The 18,438-nt window shown below is 69.9% G+C and carries 14 protein-coding genes; 5 read left to right on the top strand and 9 right to left on the bottom strand.

Annotated features, from left to right (window positions below):
* Position 1: 1 nt before the first annotated feature.
* From FHX82_RS33650 to FHX82_RS33635, 4 genes are all read right to left on the bottom strand, one after another.
* Positions 2-952, bottom strand: a complete 951-nt coding sequence (locus FHX82_RS33650; protein ID WP_221216896.1) for an ABC transporter permease — start codon at positions 950-952, stop codon at positions 2-4.
* A gap of 178 nt (positions 953-1,130) precedes the next feature.
* On the bottom strand, positions 1,131-2,009 hold the full coding sequence (locus FHX82_RS33645; RefSeq protein WP_145936392.1) for an alpha/beta fold hydrolase: 879 nt from the start codon (positions 2,007-2,009) through the stop codon (positions 1,131-1,133).
* A 62-nt stretch (positions 2,010-2,071) separates the two neighbouring features.
* Positions 2,072-2,932: a TIGR03619 family F420-dependent LLM class oxidoreductase gene (locus FHX82_RS33640; RefSeq protein ID WP_145936393.1), complete on the bottom strand. Its 861-nt coding sequence runs from the start codon at positions 2,930-2,932 to the stop codon at positions 2,072-2,074.
* Entirely contained in the window at positions 2,929-4,185 is a 1,257-nt protein-coding gene (locus tag FHX82_RS33635; protein WP_183176996.1) for an FAS1-like dehydratase domain-containing protein, read from the bottom strand. Before FHX82_RS33635 ends, FHX82_RS33640 begins: the two co-directional genes overlap by 4 nt.
* A gap of 215 nt (positions 4,186-4,400) precedes the next feature.
* On the opposite strand from FHX82_RS33635, the gene FHX82_RS33630 reads away from it, so the two are divergent.
* Both FHX82_RS33630 and FHX82_RS33625 read left to right on the top strand, forming a co-directional pair.
* Entirely contained in the window at positions 4,401-5,657 is a 1,257-nt protein-coding gene (locus FHX82_RS33630) for a cytochrome P450 (protein WP_145936395.1), read from the top strand.
* An 18-nt stretch (positions 5,658-5,675) separates the two neighbouring features.
* On the top strand, positions 5,676-6,158 hold the full coding sequence (locus FHX82_RS33625; RefSeq protein WP_145936396.1) for a hypothetical protein: 483 nt from the start codon (positions 5,676-5,678) through the stop codon (positions 6,156-6,158).
* A gap of 441 nt (positions 6,159-6,599) precedes the next feature.
* Here FHX82_RS33625 and FHX82_RS33620 read toward each other — a convergent pair whose 3' ends face one another.
* The 3 genes from FHX82_RS33620 to FHX82_RS37915 all read right to left on the bottom strand — a co-directional run bounded on the left by FHX82_RS33620 (position 6,600) and on the right by FHX82_RS37915 (position 10,354).
* Positions 6,600-8,204: a flavin-containing monooxygenase gene (locus FHX82_RS33620; protein WP_145936397.1), complete on the bottom strand. Its 1,605-nt coding sequence runs from the start codon at positions 8,202-8,204 to the stop codon at positions 6,600-6,602.
* On the bottom strand, positions 8,204-9,145 hold the full coding sequence (locus tag FHX82_RS33615) for an alpha/beta hydrolase (protein WP_145936398.1): 942 nt from the start codon (positions 9,143-9,145) through the stop codon (positions 8,204-8,206). The genes FHX82_RS33620 and FHX82_RS33615 overlap by 1 nt, the downstream gene beginning before the upstream one ends.
* 141 nt (positions 9,146-9,286) lie before the next feature.
* The gene (locus FHX82_RS37915; protein WP_145936399.1) at positions 9,287-10,354 is read right to left on the bottom strand and encodes a helix-turn-helix domain-containing protein; all 1,068 of its coding nucleotides are present in this window, start codon (positions 10,352-10,354) and stop codon (positions 9,287-9,289) included.
* A gap of 853 nt (positions 10,355-11,207) precedes the next feature.
* Here FHX82_RS37915 and FHX82_RS33605 point away from each other — a divergent pair.
* From FHX82_RS33605 to FHX82_RS33595, 3 genes are all read left to right on the top strand, one after another.
* The gene (locus FHX82_RS33605; protein WP_145936400.1) at positions 11,208-11,840 is read left to right on the top strand and encodes a TetR/AcrR family transcriptional regulator; all 633 of its coding nucleotides are present in this window, start codon (positions 11,208-11,210) and stop codon (positions 11,838-11,840) included.
* A gap of 310 nt (positions 11,841-12,150) precedes the next feature.
* Positions 12,151-13,050, top strand: a complete 900-nt coding sequence (locus FHX82_RS33600) for an alpha/beta hydrolase (RefSeq protein ID WP_145936401.1) — start codon at positions 12,151-12,153, stop codon at positions 13,048-13,050.
* Between the two features lie 15 nt (positions 13,051-13,065).
* A complete protein-coding gene (locus tag FHX82_RS33595; protein WP_145936402.1) occupies positions 13,066-14,739 on the top strand; it encodes a flavin-containing monooxygenase in 1,674 nt (557 codons plus the stop codon).
* Between the two features lie 127 nt (positions 14,740-14,866).
* Here the strand turns inward: FHX82_RS33595 and FHX82_RS33590 are convergent, their stop codons facing one another.
* Together FHX82_RS33590 and FHX82_RS33585 are read right to left on the bottom strand one after the other, a co-directional pair.
* A complete protein-coding gene (locus FHX82_RS33590) occupies positions 14,867-15,790 on the bottom strand; it encodes a LysR family transcriptional regulator (protein ID WP_145936403.1) in 924 nt (307 codons plus the stop codon).
* Positions 15,791-15,842: 52 nt separating this feature from the next.
* Positions 15,843-18,224, bottom strand: coding sequence for a CaiB/BaiF CoA-transferase family protein (locus tag FHX82_RS33585; RefSeq protein ID WP_221216895.1), 2,382 nt, complete (start codon positions 18,222-18,224; stop codon positions 15,843-15,845).
* Positions 18,225-18,438: the final 214 nt, after the last annotated feature.

The following is an 18,438-nucleotide window of genomic DNA, read 5'->3' as shown; positions in this document are numbered from 1 at the left end:
GTCAGCCCTTTCGTAGCCGCGGGTCGAAGTACCCGTAGGTCAGGTCGACCAGGAGGTTGGTGGCGAGCACGGCGAGGGCGCTGAACAGCACGAGCGCCTGCACCACGGGGAAATCGCTGGCGAGCACGGAGTTCACCGCGAGCGCGCCGATCCCTGGCATCGCGAAGACGATCTCGACCACGACGGTGCCGCCGATGACGCGGGTGACCTGCAGGCCGAGCACGGTCACCGCCGGGATGGCCGCGTTCTTGATCGCGTGCTTGCCGATGACCCGGGTCGTGCTGAGCCCCTTGGCGTTCGCGGTGCGGATGTAGCTCTGGTCCAGCACGTCGATGAGCGATCCGCGGATCTGCCGGGCGATCTCGGCGATCGGGTTGACGGCGATCGCCAGCGCCGGCAGGAACAGGTAGCTCAGCCACACGGTGAATCCCTGGGACAGGGGCTGGTAGCCGACCGCGGGGAACAACTTGTACGCGACGGCCAGGATCGTCACGAGCAGCGGCCCGATGACGAAGGGCGGCAGCGCCAGCGACAGCGAGGTGAGCCCGGTCAGCACGTGGTCCACCCAGGTGCCGCGGCGCAGAGCGGCGGCCACGCCCAGCGGCACGGCGATGACCACCGCGATCACCAGCGCGACGACCGTGAGCGAGAGCGTCACCGGCAGCGCCTGCAGGATCAGCTCCATCGCACCACGGCCGGGCTGGAGCACGACGGAGTTCCCGAACGAGCCGGTCACTATGTCGCCGAGGTAAGCGAAGTACCGCACGACCACGTTGCGGTCCAGCCCGAGCGCGACCCTGGTGGCCTCGATCTGGTCCGGCGTCGCGAAATCACCGGCGATGACCCGGGCCGGGTCGCCGGGGACCAGCTCGAGCAGCAGGAACGACACGAGCGTGACGAGCAGGATGATCGGCACCATCCCGGCCAGCCGCCACGCGATGAACCGGATCATCGCGGCACTTCCGTTCGGGGCCACCGCCGGCAGGCGTCGCGACTCTTCGTCATCGCCAGCACCGTTGCTCCTCCCGTGAAACCACTCTGTTTCCGGAATGAGTGTCCTCTATTTGCCACTCGGTGGCAAGGGACACCACCAGATCCTCACCAGCCGTGACCCCGGCCCCCCGTGCGGGTCAGAAGCACCGGGGACGGGGCGCCGAGTGCTCCCAGTCGGCGAGCAACGTGCGGATCGCCGTGATCAGCGAGAGGGGCTGGTCGAGCATCGGGTGGTGACCGGCGAGCGGCAGCTCGATCACCGGGGCCGCGCGCCCGAGCAGCTCGTACATCTGGGCCCCGATCGCGGGCGTGACCAGGCCACGCTCGGCGCGCAGCAGCGCGACCCGAGACGCGACCTTGCCCAGCATCTCCGGGCGGGGGCGCGGCTGGGCGAAGATCGCGGGATCGAACTTCCAGGTCCAGCCCTCGCCGGTGTCCCGGAGCGAGTGGGCCGCGACGTGCCGCATCACGAAGGGCAGGTTGCCCTCCTGCTCCGGCACGGTGTGGAACCGGGCCAGCGCGTGCTCCCGGTCCGCATAGGTCCGCAGCGGACCGAAGGCCCGTCTGCTCGCCGCCGCGACCTCCTCGGGGCTGCGCTCGCGCACCGGCGAATCGATCACGACGACTCCGCCGACCGCCCCGTCGTGCTCGGCGCCGACCGTCAGCGCGACCCAGCCACCCATGCTGTGGCCGACGACGACCGGACGTGGCGCCATCCGCGCGGCCTCCACCGCGTCCACGACCTCACGCGCCCAGCACGAGAGTTCGTAGGCGGGGCGCCGGCCGCTGTCACCGTGCCCGGACAGGTCGACCGCGATGATGCGGTACTCCACACCCAGCATCGGCGCGATGTGGTCCCACCACCGCGAATGCGCCGCCCCGCCATGGACGAGGACGACCCCGGCCGCATCCTCGGGCCCCCAGGCGCGCACCGCGATGCGGACACCGCCGGATTCCACCTCGTACGTCGAGCACGGGGTCGCGAGCGCGTCCCGGAACCATTCGGGCGTTTCCACGGCGTCACCTCCGGTCCGCGAAATATCCGCTGAAGAGTATCCCTAGTTGAATCTTGGCCGCATCAGGCACCGAGAGCCACGTGCGCGGCGTAGGCCCGCAGATCCTCCTCGGCGGTCCGCGACGAGCGCCAGGGCGCCACGATCACCCGGTCGACCCCGGCCAGGGCGTAGGCGTCCAGATCCCCGGGGCCGGGATCCCGGGCAAGCACCGTGATCGTGAACGGCTCGCCGGCCCGCCGGCCACGCGCTCGCAACTCCCGGAGTTCCTCGACCCGGGATTTGGCCGACGCCGGATCGTGGCTCATCCCCAGCCAGCCGTCCCCGTGCTCGGCGGCACGCGCGAGCGCTCGGCGCGACTCGCCGCCGACGAGGATCGGTATCGGCCGCGCCGGCTTGGGCTCGAAGCCCACCGCCTCGAAGGGGAAGAAGGGACCGTCGGACGCGACGGCCTCGTCGGTCCACAACCGGCGGACCACGCCGATCGCCTCGTCGAGCAGGCGGCCGCGGGCGGCGGGATCGATGCCCGCGACCTCGAATTCGCTGCGCAGCCATCCCGCGCCGACACCGGCGAGCGCACGGCCGCGCGACACCGTGTCGAGGGTGGCGAATCCGCGCGCGCTCACGAACGGGTGCCGAAGCCCGAGCAGGTAGACGAGCGTCCCCAGCTTGACCCGGCTGGTCCGGCCGGCGAGGAAGGACAGGTAGCTCGGCGGGTCGAAGAGCGGAGTTCCCGGGGCGAGCTTGTCCTCCGCCCGGGCACCCGCCAGCTGTCCGTCGAGCCGGTACGGGATCGCGAGGTGGTCCGACATCCAGACCGACTCGAAGCCGAGCCGGTCGGCGAGGACGGCCGCCCCTTCCCAGGCCGCCGGGTTCAGCCGGCCCAGCGTGATGCCCAGCTGGACGGGCGGCGGGGCCGAGGTCACGGACGCTTGCGGTCAGCCGCGCGGCCACGCTCGCGCTGGGCACGCGCGACGCTCTCGGGCACCGCCGGCGGTACGGGCAGTTCCGGCTGGGGCTGCTCGCGTGTCGGCAGGAACACCGTGGCCTCCCCCTTGGTGGTCTCTACCTCGTCCTGGTTGACGATCGACAGCGCGATCCGCACTACGCCGGGCCGCGGCTTCTCGACGACCGTCCCCTGGACGGTGGAGAGATCACCGATGTAGTTGAACCGGCGCAGCTCCAGCCGCAGGCTCGACAGCCAGCCGTCGTCCCCCATCCAGTCGGTCAGCAGGTGGGCCAGCCACATCTGCCGGGTCTGACCGTAGTCGTAGGGCCGCTGGGCACCGATGGAGCGGGCCCACTCCTCGTCCCAGTGGACCCGCTGCACCACGTCCCAGGCACCATAGGCATTGCGCGTGTAGAAGCCCGGCATCTCCTGGCGGCGCTTGGCCGCCAGGCGCAGGGGGCCCCAGCCGTAGTCGCCGCCCGTGCCGAGGCCGATGTGGAAGCAGACGACGTCGCTGAGCGTCAGCGGCCCCTTGTGCAGCGGACCGACGACATCGCCCACGGCGACGTCCTCCCACCACCGGGGATCGGCGCCGCGGGGCTTCTCCGCCAGCACCTTCGCCGTGATCTCCTCGATCTGCTCGGCGTCGTAGGACGGCGGCTGGATCGTGCCTTCCCGGTTGGCCTTGCGCGAGGACTCGCGCTCGGTGTGGACGTACCAGCTCAGCCGGACCGCGTAGACCTCGCGGGTCTCCCGGTTCTGGTAGGTGTGCTCGTTGTAGCTGATGACGCTCTTGCCGCCACCGAACCGTGACACCTTCTCCTGGACGTCGACCAGGCGGACCGTCTCGGCGATCCGGTCGCCGGGCCGGATCGGCCGGTAGAACTGGATCTCCGTGCCGGAGTTGAAGAGGTGGACACCGGCCAGCGCGCCCTTGGAGCGCGCTCGCACGTCGGCGGGTAGCGGTCCCACCTCGTCCTCGCCCATGGTGAGCAGGTAGAGCGGGGGCGCGATCATGCCGCCCCACCGCGTGGCATCGCCGTAGGACGGGTCGTTGTACAAGGGGTTGTCGTCGCCGTAGGCCCAGGCGAAGTGCCTGATGGTGTCGGCGTGCGCCTCCAGGTTGTGCGGGGGCTTCGGCCGCCCGTAGGGCACGTCGAGCTTGCTCCGGAACCTCTCGATGGCCTCGTCGGTGATCCGGCCGAAGGACTCGGACTTCGTCGTTGTCACAGGCAACCTCGCAATGTCGAATACTCGCTCCTAAAGAGTATCCTTTATAGCTACCGGAGGGGAAGAGGGCTCCCTCTCAGCGTGATGACCCGTGGGGCAACACTGGAATTTCGGCTCTTGTATCAGTATCCTTATTCTTGCTGCACTGGTGCTGCCGCTGCGCACCGCCAACGCAGCGTCCGGCGGACTCACAGCCGAGAAAGGGAGCAACACCAGTGACGACTTCGCAGGCGACGTCCGAGACCACGTCCATTCCCGCGCACGTCCCACCCGGCCTTGTCGTGGACTACGATCCGCAGAACGGGCCCGAGGTCATGGCGTTCCCCCCGGCGGCGCTGGACGCGTTCCGGGACAAGCGCGTCTTCTACACGCCCTTCGGGGGCGGCTTCTGGGTGTTCACGCGCTACGCCGACATCAAGCAGGCCATGCAGGACTACGAGTCCTTCCCGCAGTGGGGCACGATCACCCCCAACTGGACGGGCCGCACCCACATCCCGCTCCGGCTGAACCCGCCCGACCACCACAAGTACCGCAAGGTGCTGATGACCATGTTCTCGCCAAGGCGGCTGAAGGCCCTGGAGCCGATCATCCGGGAGACCGCCCACGAGCGGCTGGCCGAGATCGCGCCGCAGGGTGAGTGCGAGTTCATGAGCGACTTCGCCCTCCCGCTGCCCGCGGCGACCTACTGCGTGCTGCTGGGCCTGCCGAAGGAGAACTTCCCCGGGTTCAACAAGCTGTCCAACGACCTGGTCTTCGGTGCCGAGCACATCCGGCGCACGCAGGGCCGCGAGGCCGGGCTGGAGTTCCGCCGGAAGGTCGTCGAGAAGATCGAAAGCATCATCACGGAGGTGATCGCGCAGCGGCGCGAGCAGACCGGTGACGACATCATCAGCTTCCTCGTCGAGGCCGAGATGGAGGGCCGCCCGCTCACCGACGACGAGATCCTGAGCATCGCCTCGCTGCTGTTCTTCGCCGGGACCGACTCCACCGGTTCGATGATCGCCTACTCGATGGCGTTCCTCGCCAAGCACCCCGGCCACCGGCAGCGCCTGATCGACGATCCGTCGTCGATCCCCACCGCCGCCGAGGAACTGATCCGCGTCCACGGCTTCCACCACAACGTCCGGGACGTCGCGCACGACGTCGAGATCGCGGGCGTACAGCTGAAGACCGGCGACCGGATCCTGGTGCACACCGGCGGGGCCAACCACGACCCGGAGGCCTTCCCGAACCCGGGCGAGGTCGACTTCGACCGCGACGCCGGCAGCAACCTCACGTTCGGCACGGGCGTCCACCGCTGCCTCGGGGCCCCGCTGGCCCGGCTGCAGCTGAAGGTGGCGCTGGAGGAGTTCAACGCGACTATCCCGGACTACCGGCTGCCCGAAGGCCGGGACATCGAGTACGTCGGCGGCCAGAGCAAGGTCCAGCCGAGAGTGCTGCCCCTGGTGTTCACGCCGCGCCGGACATCCTGACCCGGGAAGGCGGGTGCCATGAAAGACGACCGGACGGCGCCCCGGCGGCGGCCGAACACTGCCTCCGCCGGGGCGCCGTCCTGGTCCATTGCGGACTACCGGGCACGCCTGGGCCGGCACGTGGAACCACGCGGAGACCAGGTCTGGCTGCGGCTGGGCGGCGGCATCGTGGGAGCCGCGGTGCCGGCCCGGCTCGGTCCGCCACTGGCGGCCGTGCTCCGCGGATTCGGGGAAACCGGACCGGTGCTGGAGCTCGACTCCGCGCCGAGCTGGGTTTTCCTGGCCGACGCCAACGGCTACGTGCCCGGCTGGGAGGGAATGCTGTCCGGGGTGGAAGTCCTGGGCTGTCCGGCCTGGGTCCCGGTTCCCGCGTCCGGCGTGCTCCGCGCGCGGAGCCGCTGGGTGGTGCCGCCCGACGCCCGGCGCCGCTGGCTGCCGACCCTCGCTTCGATCATCGCCCTCGCCCGCCGCGAGGAGGTTTCGGCCGCAGGCCGCTCCTGACCCGGGCGGGCCGCGCCGTGTCCCCGGTCAGGCCCGGTGGCGCCTTCGGCGCCGAGGTGGCTCGACGTCGCCTTCTTCCACCGCGTCTCCCCGATCGCCACCGCACTCGGCATTCCCCCACCGCACGTCGTCGACCGGGCGCACCGGGATCACCACGATGGTGCTCACCCGGAGTTCGCGCCGCCGGCATCCGCACCGGCAAAATTGCCCGCCGGCTCGGCGGCAGCGCCTGGCACGACGCCCGGAGAACCCGGGACAGCCCGTTGCGCCGTCCTCCGACCGGCCGCCGAGATCGCCCGGCAGCTGGCCGGTGGCCGCGAGAACCCGCTGGCCGAACCGGCCGGGCTCACCGGATCCGGGGACGAACTCGTGACCGGATCACCCTGCCGGTGATGCGGCGAACCCGGCGGAGCGGACTCCGCCGGGTTCGCCGTGCGTTGTTCAGCGGGACAGCTGGAACCCCTTGTACCCCTCGGCCGCTACCCCATCGCAGATCTCGCGATAAGCCCCGACACCGCCGACATAAGGCATGAAGACACGTGGCTTGCCGGGCACGTTGGCGCCCATGTACCACGAGGCGGCCTGCGGGTACAGGGTGTGCCTGGCCACCTCGTCGACGTGCTCCGTCCACTGCCTGGCGGCCTCCGGGTCGGCCTCCGATCGGCGAAGGTCGTTGCGCCGCAGGTGGTCGAGGTGGCCGGCGATCCACTCGACGTGCTGCTCGATCGAAACGACCATGTTGCTGAGCACCGAGGGACTGCCCGGTCCCGTGATCGTGAAGAGGTTGGGAAATCCCGGCACCGCGAGCCCGAGGTACGTCCGGGGGCCTTCGGACCAGGAGTCCGCGAGAGACTGCCCGCCCACGCCACGGATGTTCAACCGGGTCAGCGGCCCGGTCATCGCGTCGTACCCGGTGGCGAACACGATGGCGTCCACCTCGTGATCGACACCTCCGACGCGCACCCCGTGTTCGGTGATCCGCTCGATAGGGTTCGCCCGGACGTCGACCAGCCGGACGTTGTCGCGGTTGTACGTCTCGTAGTACCCCGTGTCGACGCAGATCCGCTTGCTGCCGATCGGATGGTCCCGCGGACACAGCAGCTCCGCCGTGGCCGGGTCCTTCACGATCCGCCGGATCTGGTCGCGAACGTAGTCGGCGGAGATCCGGTTCGCCGCCTCGTCCACCATCGTGTCCGCGAACGCCGACAGGAACGCGGAGCCACCGTCCGCCCAGCGGCGGTCCAGCTCCGCACGACGCTCGTCCTCACCGAGGTCGAGGGCCTTCTTCCCGGTGGGGTGGGCGATCGTGCCGCCGGGCGAGACCCGCGCCTCGGCCCGCAGTTTCGCGTACTCCGCCTTCACCCGCTCCTGTGTGCCGGGGTCGAGCGGACCGTTGTGCGCGGGGACGCTGAAGTTGGGCGTGCGCTGAAAGACGGTGAGCTGCCGCGCCGTCCGCGCGATCGCCGGGATCGCCTGGATGCCCGAGGAACCGGTACCGATCACCGCGACACGCTGTCCGACGAAGTCGACCGGCTCGTGCGGCCACTGTCCCGTGTGGAACCACTGGCCGCGGAAGTCGTCCAGTCCCGGGAACCGCGGCACTTGCGAAGCCGACAGGCATCCCACAGCGGTGATCACCCAGCGGGCGCGTACCCGCTGCCCCGCGCCGGTGCGAAGGTTCCAGAGCCCGGCCACCTCGTCGTAGACGACCGACTCGACGGGCGTGCCGAACGAGATGTCGCGGCGCAGGTCGTACCGATCGGCGACGTGCCTGCAGTAGGCGAGGATTTCCGGCTGCGCCGGGTAACGCTCGGACCAGGTCCACTCCTGCTGCAGCTCGTCGTCGAAGGAATAGCAGTAGAACAGGCTTTCGACGTCGCAGCGGGCACCGGGGTACCGGTTCCAGTACCAGGTTCCCCCCACGTCGTCGCCCCGCTCGAACACGTGTGTGCGGAGCCCGAGTTCTCGCAGCTTCTTCAGCATGTACATCCCGGCGAAACCGGCGCCGATGACGCACACGTCGTAGTCGGTCGTGGTGGTGTCCATCAGCGCATCACCCCGGCACCGGTCACCGCGGTGATTTCGCCCGCCACGTAGTCCATCGCGGCGGCGCTCCCCGGCAAGACGTTCACCATCGAGAAGAAGCCGTGCATCTGCGCGTCGAACAGGCGCTTGCGCACCGGGACACCGGCCGCTTCGAGCGCGGCGGCGTAGGCCTCCCCCTCGTCCCGCAACGGATCATGCTCCGCCACGAGCACCACGGCGGGCGGCAAGCCGGTGAAATCGGGTGCCCGCAACGGGCTCGCCTCTGTCTCACCGCGACGCCCGGGCGCCGCGTAATGGTTCCAGAACCAGATCATGCTGTCGCGGCTGAGCATCAGCTGGTTCTCGGGCGCGAGATACGAGGCCGTGTCGAAGTCGGCCGCGGTGACGGGGTAGACCAGCACCTGGAGGGCCAGGTCCGGGCCCGAGCGGTCCCGCGCCCGGTGCGCCATGACCGCCGCGAGGTTGCCGCCCGCCGAGTCACCGGCGACGATCAGCGGCACGGTCGCGCCGGCGATGCCGGTCATCTGCTCGTGCGCCCAGTTCAGCGCCTGCCACGCGTCTTCCACGGCGGCCGGATACGGGTGTTCCGGGGCCTTGCGATAGTCCACCAGCACCACGGCGCAGCCCGTCCGCGCGGCGAGCTGCCGCCCAAGTGTGTCGAACTGGTCGATGTCGCCGAGTACCCAGCCGCCGCCGTGGTAGTAGACGACGAGACCGGCCGGGGCCGCGGAAGGAACGAGCACGCGCACCGCGAAGTCGTTGCCGTCGGTGGTGTTCAGCCGCTCGTTCACGACCCGTGCCATGTCGGGTCCGGGCCCGTAGAGCTGGATCATCATCGGCCCCGACTCACGCGCTTCGCCGGGTTCCATTTCGTGGATCGGTTTCCTGCCGCTTCCGGCCATCTGAGCAAGGAACATCGTCGTCGCCTCGTCCAGCGCCATGCCTGTCGTCCTCATTCCTGCGGAGCGCCACGGCGATCGCCACCGCTGACCAGCGCTCGTTCCAGGATGGGTACGTTTGTGACCGCAGTCACCGGTCACCTGGCGCGAGGTTTCCCGCCGATTCCCGCCATTCGGCGAGCGTCACGGGTGATCCGAGTCGCGCAGGCGCCTCAGGATCAGCGCGAACATCATGCGCACGCGCCCGTACGGCTGCGTGATCTCGAAGCCGAGCAATTGCTCCGCCCGCGCGACGCGCGCACCCACCGAATTGTGGTGCATGTGGAGCGAGGCGGCGGCGCGGCGCAGCGACTCGGTCGCCGCCACGGCCTCCAGGGTGCGCAGCATCTCGGGCCCGCCGGGCTCGGCGGCCAGCCGGTCCAGTACCTCGACCTCCGTGGTCTCGGCGATGGCATCGGCCGTCAGGTGCTCCGCCAGCAGGGCGAAACAGCCCACGCTCGTCGCGTCGACGACAGCGGCTTCTTCCTTCGAGTACGGCGGGGACCGATGGGTACTGGGTACGGCGAAGCGCAAACAGGTCCTGGCCGCCCGCCACGAACGCGGTGCGCGCATGCCGGGCAGCCGGGGCCCGATGGAAATCCGCGTGCCCACCGGGACGGCGAGGTCCTCGGGGATCTCCTGGGCCGTCACCACCACGTGGACCGATCCGAGCGTGGTGGCGTGCACGTCCCCCAGGTCCCGGATCACCTGCCGCACGTCGTCGGCCTCGCCCACGATCGCCACCACCCGCAACGGCGTCACGGCCGAGTAGCCCAGCAGGGCGAGAGCACGGGCCCGTTCCGGCTCTCCCGCGGTGTCCCCCACGACGAGTTCGACCAGCGCGGGGTCAGCGACCTTCGGCAAACATGACCGCAGGTGACGCAAGGCCACGGCACACGCGACCGACAGCCGCCTGAGCAGTAGCTCGTCCAGCGGGGTCGTCCCTCCCGGTCGCGCCAGCCACACCTCGTCCCCGGTGCTGAGCTCCCGGGACAGGCGGTGCCGGCCACCCCGTTCATCCGCCTCGCACACGTGGTCGAAGACGCCGTCGGTGGTGCGCAAACCGATCGTGCAGCCGGCGAACCCGGCCGCAGCCTCCAGGATCTCCGCCGGCCCGGCGCCGCGCTCGATCAGCTCGTCGAAGAACTCGACCAGCCGGACCTCGTCCATTTCGGAGCGGTCAGGAATGCCCGAACGCGGCGCTGCGCACACCCGGAGGAGGATACGTCGGCCTCCGGCCCACGTCCTGGCAGGGCGCCCGGCGGTGAGCACCTCGACCGGCTCGACGGCACCTCCGGGATCCACCTCGGAGTACCAGGCGAGCCGCCGCCGAGACAGCGGCGACTCCGAGGTCGAGCCCTCCCAGCCCGGTACACGACGAACCGATCACCGAACCGCGGGTTGTGACACCCCTTCCCGCTGGTCCACATCGACGTCGCGGCTCCCGAGCACGCGCTCGAACCGATCGACAGGCCGTGCGACATCTTCCGTCCTGTCACGTCTTCGAACTCATCCCGACACCGGAATACGGAGCACGGCTGCTGCGGATCGCCCGGCCCGGCGCGCCGCGTGGCCGAACCCCGCCGACCGTCGGCCACCGCCGCGCCAACCAGGGCATCTCCACCCACTGGCTGCGGCACACTCACCTGGGTCGAACGCCACTTCGGCTACGGCCTCGGAGATCTTCATGCCACCCTCATTCAGTGAACACGGGACACATCACAACATCGGTGCGGCACTCACCCGGCAATAGGTGTGCTTGTTCCCGATCTGGCCAGCGCGCCAGCAACGCGCTCCTCCACATCACGCCGCCACCACCCGCGAGCCGTCCCTAACCGACCGGTGCGGGCCCGCAGAACGCGCGCGCCAGAGCATTCCGCGGACCGCCTTCACCGCGTACACCGCGGCGCAGGCGCCGTTGCCCTGCGCGGTCATGGCGCACGCGCGGCACCCGCGACCTCGCCGCGACCGGTGACGGGATTGCCACGCCCGCTCGTCCACGCAGGCCACCTGACAGACTGTGGGGTGCAGTCATCGACGCAGGGCCGCGGAGGAGCACGTACGCATGAGCACGCCGAGTCGGCCGACGAACACGCCGGGTCAGCCGTCGCTGCGCGACGCCAAGCGCGAGCTCACCCGCAGCCGTCTCGTCGCCGCCGCCACCGAGGTCTTCGCGTCGAAGCACTACGCGGACGTGACCGTCGACGACATCAGCGCCGGAGCCGGCACCAGCAGAGCGACGTTCTACCTCTACTACACGGGAAAAGCGAAGATCCTCCGCGACTGCCTGCGGGAGTTCGACGATGGCCTCGAGGAGCTGTGGAAGCGGTTCGAGGAGCTCGACCAGGCGACCTTCGATGCCCTTGAGAGCTGGCTGAGCGCTTACGTCGAACTCTACGAACAGCACAAGCAGCTGTTGGGCACGATGCACCAGGCGGAGGCCGTCGAACCCGAGTTCCGCGAGGATGTCGTCCAGACCGTCAAAAGCACCATCGCGCGCTGGCAGCGGCTCGAGGTGGTCGGCTCCGTGCTCAAGTGGGACGACGACCTCGAACTCGAACTCATCTTGTTCGTCGCCGAGCTCCAGCGCTTCCTGTACCTCTGGATCATCCGCGGCCTCGAAGTCGACCGGGAGCGGGCGATCAGGAAGCTCGCCGAACACTGGCACGCGGTCCTCGCCGGCGACGCCGCCCGGTGACAGTGGGTCCTCACGACCAAAAGGCAAGCCGGCACATCGCGGCCGGCCGCCTCGCGTAACCGACCCAACCGTCGTGCACCGGCAACAACAAGGGCGGCCGGTCACGCGACTGCGACCGCCGACGTCGCGGTATCCGACGTTTCGCCCGCTTGCCGAGGCTCGGATCCGGACCGAACAGGGCCTTGACGCGCCCCTCGACACGTCTTAGCGTCATATTTAGACACTCCGTCAGCACACTGACGCTCTGACAATTCTTGACTTGCCGGGGAACCCCGCTTGCGATCGGCACCCTCAACGTGGAGGAGTACAGATGCCCAGTCCCGAGGCGCTCGCCGTCATCGAGCAGTTCCGCACCCAGCCGCCTGCCGACACAGCCGGGCTGAGCTACCAGGAACAGCGCGAGCAGTCCGGTCAGATGATCTCCTCGATGGCCCCTCTGCCCGCGGATGCGAAAACCGAGTCGGTGACCGTGGCCGGAGTGCCTGCGCTGTGGGTGGAGGTGCCTGAGTCCGAGCCCGACCGTGCGGTGCTGTACCTGCACGGTGGTGGCTACGTGGTGGGCAGCGTCCTGTCCCACCGCGAGCTGGCCGCCCGGATCGCCCGCGCGGCGAAGGCCCGGGTCGTGGTGCTCGACTACCGCATGGCGCCGGAGGCTCCCCACCCGGCCGCCGTGGACGACGCGGTCGGCGCGTACCGGTTCCTCCTCGACGAGGGATTCGTCCCGGCCCGGATCACCATCGCCGGCGACTCGGCCGGTGGCGGCCTCACGGTCGCCACGCTGGTGGCCCTGCGCGACCGCGGCGTGCCCCTGCCGGCGGCCGGGGTCGCCCTGTCGCCGTGGACCGACCTGACCCTGTCCGGGAAGACGATCACCAGCAAGGTGGACGAGGAGCCGATCCTCGACGTGGACACCCTGCGACTGTGGGCCGGCCTCTACACCGGCGACCACGACCCGGCCGATCCACTCATCAGCCCGCTCAATGCCGACCTGTCGGGACTGCCGCCGCTGCTGGTCCAGGTCGGCACCGCCGAAGTCCTGCTCTCCGACGCCGAGCGCCTGGTCGACAAGGTCAAGGCGGCCGGTGGCGTCGTCGAGTACCAGCCCGAACCGGGGCTGTTCCACTGCTACCAGCTCTTCCCGCTCTACCCCGAGGCCCAGCAGGGCGTCGACCGGATCGGGCAGTTCGTCCTGCGGCACACCGCGGAATGAGGGGGAGAACTCGACATGGCCTCCGCTGAGACCTCGACGCCGGACACCGGCGCGATCGCCGACGAGTACGACACGATCGTCGTCGGAGCCGGGTTCGCCGGCATGTACATGCTCCACCGAGTGCGCCAGCTCGGTCTGTCCACCGTGGTCTTCGAGCGGGGGTCCGACGTCGGCGGGACGTGGTACTGGAACACCTACCCCGGCGCCCGGTGCGACGCCGAGAGCCTCGTCTACAACTACGCCTTCGACCCGGAGCTGCGGAGCGACTACCAGTACCGCTGGCCCGAGCGGTTCTCCCGCCAGCCCGCCATCCTCGACTACGCCCGCCACGTCGCCGAGCGCTACGACCTGCGCCGCGACATCCGGTTCGACACGGCGGTCACCCGCGCGGCCTGGGACGAGCCGGCCCGGCAGTGGGTCGTCGAGACCGACCGGGGCCACCGGGTCCGCGCCCGCTTCCTGATCTCCGCGGTGGGCTGCCTGTCCGACTCGCAGGTCCCCGACATCCCCGGCCTGAACACCTTCCGCGGCGACTGGTTCCACACCGGCCGGTGGCCGCGGGAGCGCGAGGTCGACTTCAGCGGCAAGCGGGTCGTCCAGATCGGGACGGGGTCCTCCGGGGTGCAGGCCGCACCGGTGATCGCGCAGACCGCCGCTCACCTCACGGTCCTGCAGCGAACCCCGCAGTTCACCATCCCGGCCTGGAACGTACCACTCACCCCCGAGGTCGTCGACGCCTCGCTCGAGCGCATGCAGCAGATGACGGCGCAGCTCGGCGACACCGCGAAGACCCGCCGGCTGTGGGAGATCTTCGGCACCAAGAAGACCTTCGACGACAGCCCCGAGGAGCGCGAAGCCTTCTTCGAGCAGCTCTGGCAGAGCGCCGCCGGCGCCTTCCCCTTCGGTTACCTCGACACGATGACCGATCCGGCGGCCAACGAGGAAGCGGCGGAGTTCGTCCGGCGCAAGATCCGGTCCATCGTCAAGGACCCGGAGACGGCCGAGAAGCTCATGCCGCGCTACCCCATCGGCACCAAGCGCCAGATCGTCGACACGGGGTACTACGAGACGTTCAACCGGCCCAACGTGACCCTGGAGGACATCCGCGCCGATCCCATCGACCGCATCACCCCGGAAGGCGTCGTGTCGGCCAGCGGCAAGCTGATCGAGGCGGACGTCATCGTCTTCGCGACCGGCTTCGACGCGATGACCGGTCCGCTCTTCGGCCTCAACATCGAAGGCGTCGAGGGACGCAAGCTGCAAGACGCATGGGCGTCTGGACCCCAGACGTACCTCGGGATCGCCGCACATGGTTTCCCCAACCTGTTCATGCTGACCGGCCCGGGCAGCCCCTCGGTCCTCAGCAACGTCATCAACTCCATCGAGCAGCACGTCAACTGGCTGACCACACTGCTCGAACATCTCCAGGAGCAGCACGTCGACCGCATCGAGGCCGACCTGGAGGCCCAGGCTCGCTGGACCCAGCACTGCACCGACACGGCCAACGAGACCCTCTGGCCGCAAACGGACTCGTGGTACATGGGCGCGAACATCCCCGGCAAACCGCGAGTCTTCATGCCCTACCTCGGCGGCAACGCCCTCTACCAGACGGAGATCGACGAGGTGGCGCAGAAGAACTACGAGGGCTTCGAGTGCCGGTCCGAACAAGCGGGCCGCCAGCCGGTCTGAACCGCGAGGCTGAGCACCCGACTCCACGCCTTCCAGGTAGCTCGCCTCCGCCGCATCACCGGCGCGGCGAACGGCGGCGGATTTTCGAACTGAAACGGCTACGCCGCCGCCCGGGAAAGGTGGCCGGTCACGGTGTGTGGAAGGCCGCCGCCAGCTCCTCGATGGCCGGCTCGAGAGCGACGTGCTGCCTGCGTCGCTCGCGTGCCCACGCGATGGCCAGCTCGCCGGGCTCCCAGCTGTCTTCGTCGATCGGGATGAGCGTGAACTCCGGCGGCGAGAACACCCGGCCGAGGAAGGAAGTCGGCGCGTAGCTGATCAGCACGACCAGGTGGCGCGAACGGACCTGCGCGGCGACCTCGATCTCGCTGCCCCTTCCGGTCGGGCTGGCTTGGACGAGCTTGGTGATCCCGCGGGCGGTGAGCCGGCGGGTCAGCTGGGCCAGGATGAACGGGTTGGCGCCGGCGAAGTCGACGGCGACCTCCCGGTCGCGCAGGTCGTCGAGGACGATGAGGTCCTTTTCGGCCAGCGGGTCGTCGCTGCGCACCGCGATGCCGCTGCGGTACCTGGCGATGACGCGGTAGTCGATGCGTTCGTCGGTCGGCGGCAGGTGGATCAAGCCCAGGTCGAGGTGCCCCGCGACGAGGTGGGCGGCCACCTCGGCCGCGGAACCGGGGATGCTGAAGACGGTCGGAGTCGAAGTCAGGCCCGCCACGGCGTCTTCGAACGCGTTGACCAGGTCCGACGGGGCGTAAGCGGTGGCGCCGACGCGCAGCGGTGCGACCTGCTTGATGACGGTGTCGGCGGTGACCTTCAGTTCGGCTACCTGTTCGAGGATCCGCCGGACCGGTTCGACCAGTGCTTCGCCGAGGGGCGTCAGGCGGACCTCGTGGTAGTCGCGTTCGAACAGCGCGCCGCCGAGCTCGCGTTCGAGCAGCTTGATCTGCTTGCTCAGCGGCGGTGGCGTGATGTGCAGCCGCTCGGCGGCGCGCTTGAAGTGCAGTTCGTCCGCGACCGCCAGGAAGTACTTCAGGCGGGTGAAGTCGATCTCCATCTGGCCGTCCCACGTGTCCTCGGTGACTCACTGTCACCGATCATAGGCCGGTTCAGCCCGCGTCGGCCGTGACGCCGCCCGACGCCGGCTCGACCCGCGCGGTGTTGGCTTCGAGCACTCCCCGCCGTACGAAATCGTCGACCTGGGTGGTGTCGAGGTCCAGCAGTTCCCGGGCGATCTCGTAGGTCTGCTCACCGAGCAGGGGCGCGGGCCGCAGTGGCGGATCGGTGATTCCGTCGGCGTGGATCTGCACGTTTTCCAGCACATAGGGCTCCGGGCTGAGCGGGTGGGGCTCGTCGCGGAAGGACCGGCGTGCGCGGTAGTAGTCCCACTCAGGCAGGTCGATTCCACGCAGCATCGCGCCGGCCGGGACGCCGGCGGCCTGCAGGGCGGCCATCGCATCGGCAGGAGAGTGCAGCGCGGTCCACGCCGCGACCGCTCCGTCGACGCGGTCACGTTGGGCGTCCCGGCCGGCGGCGTCGGCGAGCGACGGGTCGGCCGACAGGTCGGGCCGGTCGATCACCGAACACAGTGCGTTCCAGTCCGCGTTGCCACGGATGGTCACCGCCACCCATTCGTCGTCGCCCGCGGCGGGGAACAGGCCCCATGGCGCGTCGTGCTCGGGCCGGTCCGCGCGTGCACCGGCGGCGATCTTCGTGGCGAAGTGGCTGAGCATCACCTCGGACTGAGCGACGCTGACCGAGCCACCGCGTCCGGTCCGCCGGCGCCGGATGAGCAGGGCGAGCGCGGCGAAGGCGCCGACCCGGGCGCAGACGTGGTCCGGGTAGACGGTGACGGCATCACTGAAGCTGCCCGGTTCGCCCGGGTAGACCCACTGGTCGGTGCAGCCGGCGGCGGCCCGGACGAGCGGGCCGTAGCCGAGACGCCTGGCCCAGGGGCCGGTCGGGCCGAACGCCGAGCTGTCGACGACGACGAGGCCGGGGTTGACGTCCTGGAGCGAGGCGTAGTCGAGGCCGAGAGAGTTGATCACTCCCGGCTTGAAGTTCGTCAGGACGATGTCGGCGGACCGGGCGAGCTCGCGCACGAGCCGGTGGCCTTCGGGATCGCGCAGGTTGATTCCGATACTGCGCTTGTTGCGGTGCCCGGAGGCGAAGCCGGCCGCCATTCCGGTCGCGCCTTGCGCGGCGCGGGCGCCGTCCGGAAAGGCGGAGTTCTCGACCTTGATGACATCGGCGCCGAGATCGCCGAAGAGGCGGCCGGTGTCGCCGCCGACCACGATGACCCCGAGGTCGAGGATCCGCAGTCCCGAGAGCGGAAGGCCGCTGGGGCGACCGCCGGTGCGCTCCACCGTGCGGCTCGGTGCAGGGGCGGCGGGGACGTTGTCGGCCCACGCACGGGCGCCGTCGATCTCGACGACACCGGCTGGGACCGGCCTGGTGACGCCCGGGGCGAGTTCGACGTCGCGCAGGAACGCCCGTGCCTTGATCTGTTCGGTTTGCAGCGCTTCGTCCAGCGTCAGGACGGCGGCGGTGGGAACGCCGTGTTCCTGGCCTTGCTGTTCGAGTTCGGCACGGGTCTTGTCGGCGAAGAGGCGGGCGATCGCGGGCAGCAGCGTCGGCGAACTGAACCGGACCATGAGGTTGTCGTACTTCGCGTCGGCGAATTCCTCGGGCCTGCCCAGCCATTCGAACATGCCGCGCCACTGGCGCTTGGCCAGTATGCAGATGCGGGCGAACCCGTCTTTGCACGGGATGATGGGGTACCTGTACCGCTCGTCGGTCCGGCCGCGGGGCGCCTGGCTGGGCGGGACGCCGGCCGCGGCGCTGCCGGCCATGCCGTAGGCGGGATCGAGCGTCTGCATCGCGCCGTCGAGGACGGAGAAGTCGATCCGGTTTCCGGCTCCGGTGCGCAGCCGGTCGAGGTAGAGGCTCAGCAGCTGGAACACGGCCTGAGCCGCCGCGACGTCGTAAGGCAGCTCGGCGGGCGGGATGAGCGGCGGCCGGCCGGGCAGGCCGGAGCGCGACAGTTCGCTGGTCAGTGCGTGGAAGACCGGTGAGGTGGCCTGCCAGGTGCTGAACGCGTTGCCACGGCCGAAGTCGCTGATCGACAGGATCACCAGGGACGGGTGCGCCCGGCGGATCGCCTCGACGTCGAGCCTGCTTTCCGCCGCACTTCCCGGCGCCGTGTTCTCGATGAGCAGGTCGGCGCCCGCGAGCAGGTCCTGCCAGCTCTGCGAGTCCGGAGTGAGCGCCGACTCCGTGGCGCCGCGGGTGGCGAGCACGCTGCCGAGCGCCACACCGTCGACGACGGGTCCGAAGCCGGCGTCGCTGGTCACGCCGCTCAGCCGCACTCGGTGCACGGAGGCGCCGAGGTCCAGGAGGTGCCGGCCGACGGCCTGCATGGGACCGGACACGAGATCGACCACCTGGACCCCGAGCAGCGGCGGGTCGTAGCTGGGGGTGTTGTCGGTCAAGACCAACCTCCTTGTCGGTGGACGCGATGCGGACACCCGGTGTCCCATGAGGACATCTGAATGGTCGGGATGAGCTGTCCTGCAACCGATGTTGGCGCGGCAGCTGTGTTGCTGTACATCACAGATCACGACACCGGTGCGTTTCCCAACGGCTCACGTGGTCGTGAGCGGGCTGATCGTTTACGCGCTGCCCGAATGGTGCGAACGTGGATGG

Source organism: Amycolatopsis bartoniae (assembly GCF_014191255.1).
In the GTDB taxonomy this organism is placed as follows: domain Bacteria; phylum Actinomycetota; class Actinomycetes; order Mycobacteriales; family Pseudonocardiaceae; genus Amycolatopsis_E; species Amycolatopsis_E bartoniae.
This window is presented reverse-complemented; position numbering and strand designations above follow the sequence as displayed.

Bases quoted from the DNA above. Each gene is read 5' to 3' on its own strand.
- FHX82_RS33650 (WP_221216896.1), bottom strand. From the start codon at position 952: ATGATCCGGTTCATCGCGTGGCGGCTGGCCGGGATGGTGCCGATCATC.
- FHX82_RS33625 (WP_145936396.1), top strand. From the start codon at position 5,676: ATGAAAGACGACCGGACGGCGCCCCGGCGGCGGCCGAACACTGCCTCC.
- FHX82_RS33620 (WP_145936397.1), bottom strand. From the start codon at position 8,204: ATGGACACCACCACGACCGACTACGACGTGTGCGTCATCGGCGCCGGT.
- FHX82_RS33615 (WP_145936398.1), bottom strand. From the start codon at position 9,145: ATGGCGCTGGACGAGGCGACGACGATGTTCCTTGCTCAGATGGCCGGA.
- FHX82_RS33605 (WP_145936400.1), top strand. From the start codon at position 11,208: ATGAGCACGCCGAGTCGGCCGACGAACACGCCGGGTCAGCCGTCGCTG.
- FHX82_RS33600 (WP_145936401.1), top strand. From the start codon at position 12,151: ATGCCCAGTCCCGAGGCGCTCGCCGTCATCGAGCAGTTCCGCACCCAG.
- FHX82_RS33595 (WP_145936402.1), top strand. From the start codon at position 13,066: ATGGCCTCCGCTGAGACCTCGACGCCGGACACCGGCGCGATCGCCGAC.
- FHX82_RS33590 (WP_145936403.1), bottom strand. From the start codon at position 15,790: ATGGAGATCGACTTCACCCGCCTGAAGTACTTCCTGGCGGTCGCGGAC.